Annotated in this window: 10 protein-coding genes; 3 read left to right on the top strand and 7 right to left on the bottom strand. The window is 73.3% G+C overall.

All coding sequences use genetic code 11. The features are described 5' to 3' along the window. Positions 1 to 2: 2 nt before the first annotated feature. Entirely contained in the window at positions 3 to 989 is a 987-nt protein-coding gene (locus HF526_RS28395; protein WP_169384650.1) for a malate dehydrogenase, read from the bottom strand. Positions 990 to 1,126: 137 nt separating this feature from the next. Here HF526_RS28395 and HF526_RS28390 point away from each other — a divergent pair, with 137 nt between their 5' ends. Together HF526_RS28390 and HF526_RS28385 are read left to right on the top strand one after the other, a co-directional pair. Then, positions 1,127 to 2,335 carry a DUF418 domain-containing protein gene (locus HF526_RS28390; protein ID WP_169384649.1) on the top strand — a complete coding sequence of 403 codons (1,209 nt, stop codon included), beginning with the start codon at positions 1,127 to 1,129 and terminating at the stop codon, positions 2,333 to 2,335. Between the two features lie 81 nt (positions 2,336 to 2,416). Continuing rightward, a complete protein-coding gene (locus HF526_RS28385; RefSeq protein ID WP_169384648.1) occupies positions 2,417 to 3,085 on the top strand; it encodes a hypothetical protein in 669 nt (222 codons plus the stop codon). A gap of 1 nt (position 3,086) precedes the next feature. Here HF526_RS28385 and metX read toward each other — a convergent pair whose 3' ends face one another. From metX to HF526_RS28365, 4 genes are read right to left on the bottom strand one after another with little or no spacing between them, the layout of a single operon-like run. Then, positions 3,087 to 4,205, bottom strand: coding sequence for a homoserine O-acetyltransferase MetX (metX, locus tag HF526_RS28380; RefSeq protein WP_169384647.1), 1,119 nt, complete (start codon positions 4,203 to 4,205; stop codon positions 3,087 to 3,089). Between the two features lie 19 nt (positions 4,206 to 4,224). Further along, positions 4,225 to 4,707, bottom strand: a complete 483-nt coding sequence (locus HF526_RS28375; protein ID WP_169384654.1) for a CoA-binding protein — start codon at positions 4,705 to 4,707, stop codon at positions 4,225 to 4,227. Positions 4,708 to 4,712: 5 nt separating this feature from the next. Continuing rightward, positions 4,713 to 6,023, bottom strand: coding sequence for an O-acetylhomoserine aminocarboxypropyltransferase/cysteine synthase family protein (locus tag HF526_RS28370; RefSeq protein WP_169384646.1), 1,311 nt, complete (start codon positions 6,021 to 6,023; stop codon positions 4,713 to 4,715). 4 nt (positions 6,024 to 6,027) lie between these two features. Then, entirely contained in the window at positions 6,028 to 6,573 is a 546-nt protein-coding gene (locus HF526_RS28365; protein WP_169384645.1) for an OsmC family protein, read from the bottom strand. Between the two features lie 454 nt (positions 6,574 to 7,027). On the opposite strand from HF526_RS28365, the gene HF526_RS28360 reads away from it, so the two are divergent. Beyond that, on the top strand, positions 7,028 to 7,543 hold the full coding sequence (locus HF526_RS28360; protein ID WP_169384644.1) for a cupredoxin domain-containing protein: 516 nt from the start codon (positions 7,028 to 7,030) through the stop codon (positions 7,541 to 7,543). 61 nt (positions 7,544 to 7,604) lie between these two features. Here HF526_RS28360 and HF526_RS28355 read toward each other — a convergent pair whose 3' ends face one another. Then, positions 7,605 to 8,525 (bottom strand): acyl-CoA thioesterase, encoded by a 921-nt coding sequence (locus tag HF526_RS28355; RefSeq protein ID WP_338051816.1) that lies wholly within the window; start codon positions 8,523 to 8,525, stop codon positions 7,605 to 7,607. Positions 8,526 to 8,551: 26 nt separating this feature from the next. After that, positions 8,552 to 9,973: a pyruvate kinase gene (gene pyk, locus HF526_RS28350; RefSeq protein WP_169384643.1), complete on the bottom strand. Its 1,422-nt coding sequence runs from the start codon at positions 9,971 to 9,973 to the stop codon at positions 8,552 to 8,554. Positions 9,974 to 10,067: the final 94 nt, after the last annotated feature.

The following is a 10,067-nucleotide window of genomic DNA, read 5'->3' as shown; positions in this document are numbered from 1 at the left end:
GGTCAGAGCAGGCCGAGGGCCTTGACGGCCTCGCGCTCCTCGATGAGTTCCGCGACGCTCGCGTCGATCTTCTCGCGGGAGAAGGCGTCGATCTCCAGGCCCTGGACGATCTCCCACGTGCCGTTCGTCGACACCACCGGGAACGACGAGATGACGCCCTCGGGGATGCCGTAGGAGCCGTCGGACGGGATCGCGGCCGAGGTCCAGTCGCCCTCGGGGGTGCCGTTGACCCAGTCGTGGACGTGGTCGATGGCCGCGTTGGCCGCCGACGCCGCCGAGGACGCGCCGCGGGCCTCGATGATCGCGGCGCCGCGCTTGGCCACGGTCGGGATGAACTCGTCGCGCAGCCAGGCGTCGTCGACCTGCTCGGCGGCGACCTTTCCGCCGACCTCGGCGTGGAAGAGGTCGGGGTACTGGGTGGCCGAGTGGTTGCCCCAGATCGTCATCTTCTTGATCTCGGTCAGCGGGACCGAGAGCTTCTGGGACAGCTGAGCGAGGGCCCGGTTGTGGTCGAGCCGGGTCATCGCGGTGAACCGCTCGGCGGGCACGTCCGGGGCCGCGGCCTGCGCGATGAGCGCGTTGGTGTTGGCCGGGTTGCCGACCACGAGGACGCGGATGTCGTCCGCGGCCCCGGCGTTGATCGCACGACCCTGCGGCGCGAAGATGCCGCCGTTGGCCTCCAGCAGATCACCCCGCTCCATGCCCTTGGTGCGCGGGCGGGCGCCGACGAGCAGGGCGACGTTGGCACCGTCGAAGGCGGCGTTCGCGTCGTCGGTGATCTCGATGCCCGACAGCAGCGGGAAGGCACAGTCGTCGAGCTCCATCGCGGTGCCCTCAGCGGCCTTCACAGCCTGCGGGATCTCCAGCAGGCGCAGCCGGACCGGGGTGTCGGGCCCCAGCAGCTGCCCGGAGGCGATCCGGAAGAGCAGCGCGTAACCGATCTGGCCAGCGGCTCCGGTGACGGTAACGGTGACAGGTGGGGTAGACACGCCCGAAGGCTAGTCCCCACGGCTCGGGAGCGCCGCGACGGGGATCACGTGCACGCCCACCTGCACAGAACGGGTGACGACCAGGCCGTTCGGTCGATCGGGCGGTTCGGTGATTCGTCCCGCTTACGCTGTACGCCGTGATCTCCGCCGGCCCGCCGGCCGACCCCGGCGCCATCCCGACCGCCGCCCGCGCCCTCGCGCCCGACCTCGCCCGCGGCGGGATGCTGCTGCTCATCGCGCTGGCCAACGTGCACCTGTTCCTGTTCGGCTCCCCGGTCGGCGTCCGCGGCTACCCGCGCGATCTCGCCGGGGCGGATCGGGTGGTCGCCGCGGGGCAGTTGACGCTGGTCGACGGACGGGCGTACCCGCTGTTCGGGCTGCTGTTCGGCTACGGCGTGGGTCAGCTCGCGGGGCGGCGCGCCGCGGCCGGCGCCGACGCGCGGGCGGTGGCCCGGCTCGTGCGCCGGCGCGGGGCGTGGATGGTGCTGGTCGGCGCCGCTCACGGGGCGCTGCTGTGGTCCGGCGACATCGTCGGCGCCTACGGCCTACTGGCCGTGCTGCTCGCGGGGGTCCTCGTCGCGGGAACCGCCGTCACGTTGATCACGGTGGCCGCGATCGGGCTCGGGGTGGCGGCGCTCTTCGGGCTCGGGAGCGCACTGCCGCTGCCGGGCACCCCGCAGTCGTTCCTCGCCTCGACGGCGGTCGCCGACCCGCTCCCGGCGCTCGGCGTCCGGCTGGGCGAGTGGGTCGGGGGCGGTCTGCTCGCACAGGCCGCCGGGGTGTTCGCGGCCGTCGCGCTCGGGGCGTGGGCCGCGCGGCGCGGGCTGCTCGACGAGCCGGAGCGGCACCGCCTGCTGCTCACCCGGGTCGCGGTCGGCGGCCTCGTGGGGGCCGTGCTGGGCGGCACCCCGCTGGCACTGATCGCGGCCGGGGTGTGGACCGGCCCGCCGACCGGCGCCCTGCTCCTCGCCGGCGCCGTGCACGCGGTCAGCGGGTATGCCGGCGGCCTGGGTTACGCGGCGCTGTTCGGGCTGCTGGCGATCCGGCTCACCGCCCGGGAGACCCGCGGCCCGGTGGCCGGTGCGTTGCAGGCCTGCGGGCGGCGGTCGCTGACCTGCTATCTCGCCCAGTCGGTGGTGTTCGTCGCGCTGCTGCCGGCGTGGACGCTCGGGCTGGGCCGGGCGCTGTCGTTGTGGCAGGTGGCGCTGATCGGGCTCGGCGCGTGGCTGCTGAGCCTGCCGGCCGCGGCCGCGATGGACCGGGCGGGGCACCGCGGCCCGGCCGAGGTGCTGCTGCGGCGGCTCACCTACGGCCGGCCGGCGGTGCCCACACACCACCGGCCCTGATGCGTGGCGGCGGCCGCTCAGGTGTTCTCGGGTGCGCGGGCAGGCCGCCGGTCGGGCTCGGCGGGGTTAGGGTGGGTCGTCATGGCCGACCGGGAGCAGCCTCCGCGCGATCCGACCGGGTCGCCCGGCCCCGCCGGTGCCGGTCCGGAGTTCGTTGCGGGTGCCGGCACCGGCCCCGCCGGTGCCGGTCCGGAGTTCGTTGCGGGTGCCGGCACCGGCCCCGCCGGTGCCGGTCCGGAGTTCGTTGCGGGTGCCGGCGCGGACCCGACGCGTCCGCCGGCGGGCGACGCCGGACCGGCGACCGCAGGCACCGCCGACACCTCGCCGGCAGACCCCACCGTCCCGCCCGAGGAGCCGCGCTTCTCCTGGCGGGGCGGCCCCGGGTACACCCCACTGCCCGACATCCTGCCGCCGCACGCCCCGCTGCCCGGCGCCCCGCCCTACCCGGCGCAACCCGAGCACCCGCCGGCCCCGGTCGGGGAGCCACCGGCGCGCACCGGGTACGGCCGCGCCCTCGGCGCCACGGCGGTCTGGGCGGCGGTGAACCTGCTGCTCGTGCTGCTGGTCATGGGCCCACCGCCGTCGACGGAGGCCGCCGCGGTGTTCGCCGGCCGGCTGGCCGTGTCCACCCTGGCCGGGGCGCTGATCACCTGGCTGATCGCACGCCGCCGCGGCTGGCCGTTCTGGCTGCTCGTGCTGGTCGCGGCGCCGCTGTTCTGGGTGCTGCGGGCGGTCATGAACGTCGTGTGAGTCAGTCGCGCAACGCCCGCGCCAGCACCGCGTTGACCTGATCGGGCTCCACCAGGAACCCGTCGTGCCCGCGCTCGGATCGCACCACGTCCAGCGACACCCCGAACGCGCCCGCGAGCGCAGCCTGCTGGCGCAGCGGGTACAGCCGGTCCGTGTCCACCCCGACGACCGTCGGCCGGGCGGTGACCCGGGCCAGCGCCGCCGCGGTGCCGCCGCGGCCACGCCCGATCTCGTGGCTGTTCATGGCCTGGTTGAGCGCCACGTAGCTGCCCGCGTCGAACCGTGCGAGCAGCCCCTCCGCGGCATGCTCCAGATAGGACTCCACGGCGAACAGCCCGCCGCGCAACGGATCCCGCCCGTCCTGGGCGGAGCGGCCGAACCGCACGTCGACCTCTTCGGCGGTTCGGTAGCTCAGGTGCGCGATCCGCCGCGCGATACCCAGCCCGGCGTCCGGGCCCTGCTCGCGGTGGTAGTAGTCGCCGCCGTGCCAGTGCGGGTCGGCGCGCACGGCGTCGATCTGGATGCGGCACAGCCCCACCTGGTCGGCACTGGCCTCGGCGGCCGCGGCGAGCACCACGACGCGCGCCACCCGCGACGGGTACGACACCGCCCACTCCAGCGCCCGCATCCCGCCCATCGAGCCGCCGACGACGGCCGCCCACGCGTCGATCCCGAGCGCATCGGCCAGCGGCACCTCCGCGGCCACCTGGTCGCGGATCGTCGTGGCCGGCCAGCGACTGCCCCAGGCAAGCCCGTCCGGAGCAGCCGAGGACGGCCCGGTCGACCCCTGGCAGCCACCGATCACGTTGGCGCACACCACGAAGAAGCGGTCCGTGTCGATGCCCAGGCCCGGCCCCACGACGCCGGCCCACCAGCCCGCGGTCGGATGCCCGGGGCCGGCCGGACCGACGACGTGGCTGTCGCCGGACAGCGCGTGCAGCACCAGCACCGCGTTGTCCCGGGCGGAGGAGAGCGTTCCCCACGTCTCGTAGGCCAGCGTGTAGCCGGGGAGCACACCGCCGAGTTCGAGTTCCAGCGGCCCGGGCACGTCGAGGAAGCGCCGCTCCCCCGCCGGATCCCCCTCCCGCCACGCTCCGCTGACCGGCAGAACCGCCGTCATCGGCGCCGCCCCGCGGCGCTCATCGGCTCCGCCGACGGGAACTGATCACGCCGGTGTCGAAGCCCGCGAGGTGCAGCCCGCCGTGGAACCGGGCGTGCTCGACCTTCAGGCAGCGGTCCATGACGACCTCGATCCCGGCGGTCTCCGCGCGCCGCGCCACGTCGGCGTCGAACAACCCGAACTGCAGCCAGAACGTGCTGACACCCGTGGGCAGCGCAAGGACCTCGTCGAGCACGTCCGGCAGGTCCTGCTGACGGCGGAACACGTCGACCAGGTCGGGCACGACCGGGAGATCGGCCAGGGACTTGTACACCGGCCTGCCGAGGACCTCCTCGGCGTTCGGGTTGACGAAGTACACGTCGTAGTCGGTGCTGGACAGCAGGTACGTGGCGACGAAGTTGCTGGCCCGTGCCGGGTTCGGCGACGCGCCGACCATCGCGACGGTGCGGGTCGCGTGCAGGATCTGCCTGCGCCGCGTCGCCGACGGGTTCTCCCAGGTCACAGCGGTCACGACAGGTCCTTCACGGCGACGGCGAGCGCCTGGTCGAGGTCCCACAGGATGTCGTCGGCGTCCTCCAGGCCGACGCTGATGCGCACCAGGTCCTCCGGGACGCCGGCGTTGCGCAGCTGCTCGTCGGTGAGCTGCTGGTGGGTCGTCGAGCCCGGGTGCAGCACGAGGGTACGGGCGTCGCCGACGTTCGCCAGATGGCTGCACAGCTGCACCGACTCGATGAACCGTTGCCCGGCCGCCCGGCCGCCCTTCACTCCGAACGAGAACACCGCACCCGGGCCGAGCGGCAGGTACTTCGCGGCCCGCTCGTGGTCGGGGTGGCCGGGCAACCCGGCCCAGTTCACGTACGCCACCCGCGGGTCGGCGTCGAGCCACTCCGCGACTGCTCGCGCGTTGGCCACGTGCGCCTCCATCCGCTGCGGCAGCGTCTCCACGCCCTGGATCAGCAGGAACGCCGAGTGCGCCGACAGCGAGGCGCCGACGTCGCGCAGCTGCTCGGCGCGCAGTTTGGTGAGGAAGCCGAACTCCTGGAAGTTGCCCCACCAGTTCAGCCCGCCGTAGGACGGGATCGGCTCGGTCATCTGCGGGAAGCGGCCGTTGCCCCAGTCGAACCGGCCCGACTCGATCACCACCCCGCCCAGCGTGGTGCCGTGCCCACCGAGGAACTTCGTCGCGGAGTGGATCACGATGTCGGCGCCGTGCTCGATCGGACGGCACAGATACGGCGTGGCGAGCGTCGCGTCGATGATCAGCGGCAGCCCCGCGGCGTGCGCGACGTCGGCCAGCCCGGCGATGTCGGCCACCGCGCCCGACGGGTTGGAGACGACCTCGGCGAACACCAGCTTCGTCCGGTCGGTGATCGCGGCGGCGTAGTCGGCCGGGTCTCCCCCGCCGACGAACGTGGTCTCGACCCCGAACCGGCGCAACGTCACGTCGAGCTGGGTGATCGTGCCGCCGTAGAGCCCGGCCGCGGCGACGATGTGGTCGCCGGCCCCGGCGAGGCACGCGAAGGTCAGGAACTCGGCGGCCTGCCCGCTCGACGTCGCCACCGCACCGATCCCGCCGTCGAGGCTGGCGAGGCGCTCCTCCAGCGCGGACACGGTCGGGTTCGCGATGCGGCTGTAGATCAGTCCGTACTTCTGCAGCGCGAACAGGCTGGCCGCATCCGTGGTGTCCTCGAAGACGAAGCTCGTCGACTGGTAGATCGGCACCGCCCGGGCGCCGGTCGCCGCATCGGGCACCGCCCCCGCGTGCACGGCGCGCGTCCGGAACCCCCAGTTCCGGTCCTGCTGGGGTGTCTCGCTCATGCCCTCATCCTGCCTCCCCCGTGACGAGCCGCGTGCTGACGGGCGTGGCGTTGCGGAACAGGTCGAGCACCGGGCAGTGCTGGTCGACCGCCGCGGCCAGCTCGCGGTACCGCTCCCGGGCGGCCGGCCCGTCGAGGGTCACCCGCAGCCGGACCTCGGCGAATCCCGGGCGCACCGCGGAGTCGAGACCGAAGAACCCGCGGACGTCGAGATCACCCTCGACGTCGATCCGGACGCCGTCGAGCGGGATGCCGAGCTTCGCCGCCCAGAACCGGTAGGTGACGACCTGGCAGGACAGCAGCCCGGCCAACGCGTTCTCCACCGGGTTGGGGGCCGCTCCGTCGCCGCCGAGGGCCGGCGGCTCGTCCACGAGCACGGTGTGCCCGCCGATGCGGATCTCGGTGCGCAGGCCGTCGCCGCCCGCCCCGGTGGCGCCGAACCGCGCATGTGCCTTGTCGGGATCGTCGGCGATCGCCGCGGAGGTGGCCTCGACGATCGCGCGCAATGCCTGGTCGCGGTCGCTGGACCGAACGGTCTCGGCGGTGGACATGGGTGGCCTCTCGGGGAGCTCGGTGCGGGGTCTGGGAACTCAGCGCGAGCCCGGACAGCGGCAGGTGCACACCCGGCGGAAGTCGACGTACCGGCGCCGCACGAGGGGCGGCGATCCGGGCGACATGCTCACTTTCCTACCAGGCGGCTCCCCGCCCCGCAGCTGGATGTGTCGACGGCGTTCGAGACGCCGCCGCGCAGCGGGCACCCCTCGGCCCCGTCCGGGGACATCGTGCCCGGTTACGCCAATTTTGGGCGTAGCGACCGAAGAGTCGGCCATGTCACTGTCGCCCGCACTCTCGTCCCGCCCACGGCCCGGGACAGGGAACGCCGACGCATCAGGGGAGCGCATCGAGCGCACGCGGCCTGTCAGCAGAGAGGGAACTCAGATGGACCTTCGGCCCGAACGGAACCGATCTCCGAGGAGATCCCGGAGCCTCCGGTGGACGGTGGGGGTGCTGGCCGCTGCGGCCGCCGGCCTGATCCCCACCGTGCTGGTCGCCCCAGCGGCCGCCGCGGACGGGGGGAGATCCGTGGAGATGCAGGACAAGTGCGAGAGGAAGTCGTTCAACGCAGCTCTGCAGGACGAGGTCTGCGTCGGCGACGGCAACGTGACGTTCCAGAAGTTCAGCGAGAAGCTCAACCCGAAGGACGGCGGGCACCACGCGTGGCGCAACGACCGCCGCGAGACGACGATCCACTCCGGTGAGCACGTCCACGTGACGAACACCGGCGGCGAGGTGCACTCGTTCACCGAGGTGGCCAATTTCGGCGCCGGCATCGTGCCACCGCTCAACGCCGCGCTTCCGAAGAAGGAGCAGGCCAACCCTGCCCGATTCGACGGTGACCCAGGACCGACGTTCGTCCCGCCCGGCGGCTCCCTGACCCTCGAGGACCTGAGTCCCGGCACGCACCTGTTCGAGTGCCTCATCCACCCCTGGATGCGCACCACCGTCGAGGTGCGCCGCTGAGCCACGGGCGGTGGCCCCGGCACGACCGGGGCCACCGCCCGCCGCTGCGCGGGCGAGGCGGCTATGCCTGCCCGCGCGGCAGCCGCACCAGGCCCTCCTGCATCGTGCTCGCGACCAGCCGGCCGTCGGTGGTGTAGAACCGCCCGGTGGCCAGGCCGCGCCCGCCGGACGCGGACGGCGAGAAGCACTGGTAGAGCAGCCACTCGTCGGCCCGGAACGGCTGGTGGAACCACATCGCGTGGTCCAGGCTCGCCATCTGCACCTCGGTGGAGCGCACGTCGTGGCGGGCCACCACGGAGCCGAGCAGCGTCAGGTCGCTGGCGTAGGTGAGCAGGCAGACGTGCAGCAGCCGGTCCTCGGGCAGCGTTCCGTCAGCACGCATCCACACCCGGATCGGATCGTCCGAGGCGCCGGGCCGCTTGGAGGACCAGACCGGCTCGTCGACCAGCCGGATGTCCAGCGGCCGGGGGATGTCGGCCAGCCAGCCGCCCTCCCCGCCGTCGACGATCCGCCGGCCCAGGTCGGGCAGCGACTCCGGGTCCGGGACGCCGGGTGGCATCGGCTGGGAGTGCTCCAGGCCCTCCTGTACGAGCTGGAACGACGCCGACAGCGAGAAGATCGCCTCGCCGTGCTGGATGGCGAGCACCCGGCGGGTGGTGAACGACCGGCCGTCGCGCACCCGCTCGCTCTCGTAGACGATCGGCACCCGCGGGTCCCCGGGGCGGATGAAGTACGCGTGCAACGAGTGCACCTCGCGGTCCGCGGGGACCGTCCGCCCCGCCGCGACCAGCGCCTGCCCCGCGACCTGGCCGCCGAACACCCGGGTGGTGCGCTGCGGCGGGCTGACGCCGCGGAACAGGTTGACCTCGAGCTGTTCCAGGTCGAGCAGCTCGACCAGCTCGTCGAGGACCGCCTGACCGCGCGGCACGCCGTCGGCGGCGAGCTCGGGCTCCGACGACGCAGCAGAGGTACGAGGAGTCACGCCGGGATTGTGTCAGGTGGCCCGGATCAGGCGTGGTCCTCCTCGCCCAGCCGGTGCACCCGGATGAGGTTCGTGGAACCGATGGTGCCGGGCGGCGAACCGGCCACGATGACGACCAGGTCACCGGGCTGGAACCGGTCCAGGGACAGCATCGCCGCGTCGACCTGGCGGACCATGGCGTCGGTGGACTCCACCCGGTCGACCAGGAACGTCTCGGTGCCCCAGGTCATCGCGAGCTGGCTGCGCACCTCCGGGGTCGGGGTGAAGGCCAGCAGCGGCAGCCGGGTGTGCAGCCGGGCCAGCCGGCGCACGGTGTCCCCGGACTGCGTGAACGCGACCAGCGCGCGGGCCGAGAGCCGCTCCCCGATGTCACGGGCGGCGTAGGACAGCACGCCGCGCTTGGTCCGCGGCACGTGGTTGAGCGGCGGCACGGAGGCCGGGCCCGCCTCGACGGCCTCGACGATCTCCGCCATCGTGCGCACCGACTTGATCGGGTAGCGCCCGACACTGGTCTCGCCGGACAGCATCAGCGCGTCCGTGCCGTCCAGCACCGCGTTGGCGACGTCGGACGCCTCGGCGCGGGTCGGCCGCGAGTTCGTGATCATCGAGTCGAGCATCTGGGTGGCCACGATCACCGGCTTGGCGTTCTCGCGGGCGATCTGGATGGCCCGCTTCTGCACCAGCGGTACGTTCTGCAGCGGCAGCTCGACGCCCAGGTCCCCGCGGGCGACCATGACCCCGTCGAAGGCCAGCACGATGGCCTCGAGGTTGTCGACGGCCTCGGGCTTCTCCAGCTTGGCGATGACCGGCAGCCGGGCACCCTTGTTGTCCATGATCTTGTGGACCTGGTCGATGTCGGCCGGGCTGCGCACGAACGACAGCGCGACCACGTCGACCCGCAGGTCCAGCGCGAACTCCAGGTCGGCGGCGTCCTTGTCGCTGACCGCCGGGACCGAGACGCTCATCCCGGGCAGCGAGAGACCCTTGTTGTCGCTGACCGGGCCGCCCTCGGTGACCCTGCAGACGACGTCGAGCCCGTCGACTTCGACGACACGCAGGCCGACCTTGCCGTCGTCGACCAGCAGCCGGTCGCCGGGCCGGGCGTCGCTGGCCAGGCCGGAGTAGGTGGTGGAGACCCGGTCGTGGGTGCCGGCCACGTCCTCGACCGTGATCCGCACCTCTTCGCCGGTACGCCACTCGGTCGGCCCCGCCGCGAAGCGCCCGAGGCGGATCTTGGGGCCCTGCAGGTCGGCGAGCACCCCGACGGCGCGGCCTTCCACGTCCGAGGCGTACCGGACCATCTCGTAGACGCGCTTGTGGTCGTCCCGGCTGCCGTGGCTGAAGTTCAGCCGGGCGACGTCCATTCCCGCCGCGACGAGCTCCCGGATCCGATCCGGCGTCGCGGTGGCGGGCCCGATGGTGCAGACGATCTTTGTGCGACGGCTCACCCGGCAAGGGTAGCGCGGTCACTGAAACGATCAGGTTGGAGGAAGGCCAACATTGCGTGCTCTCCTTTTGTCGGCTTCGCGCCGGCGAGCCTGT

This window comes from Pseudonocardia acidicola (genome assembly GCF_012911935.1).
GTDB lineage: Bacteria > Actinomycetota > Actinomycetes > Mycobacteriales > Pseudonocardiaceae > Pseudonocardia > Pseudonocardia acidicola.
This window is presented reverse-complemented; position numbering and strand designations above follow the sequence as displayed.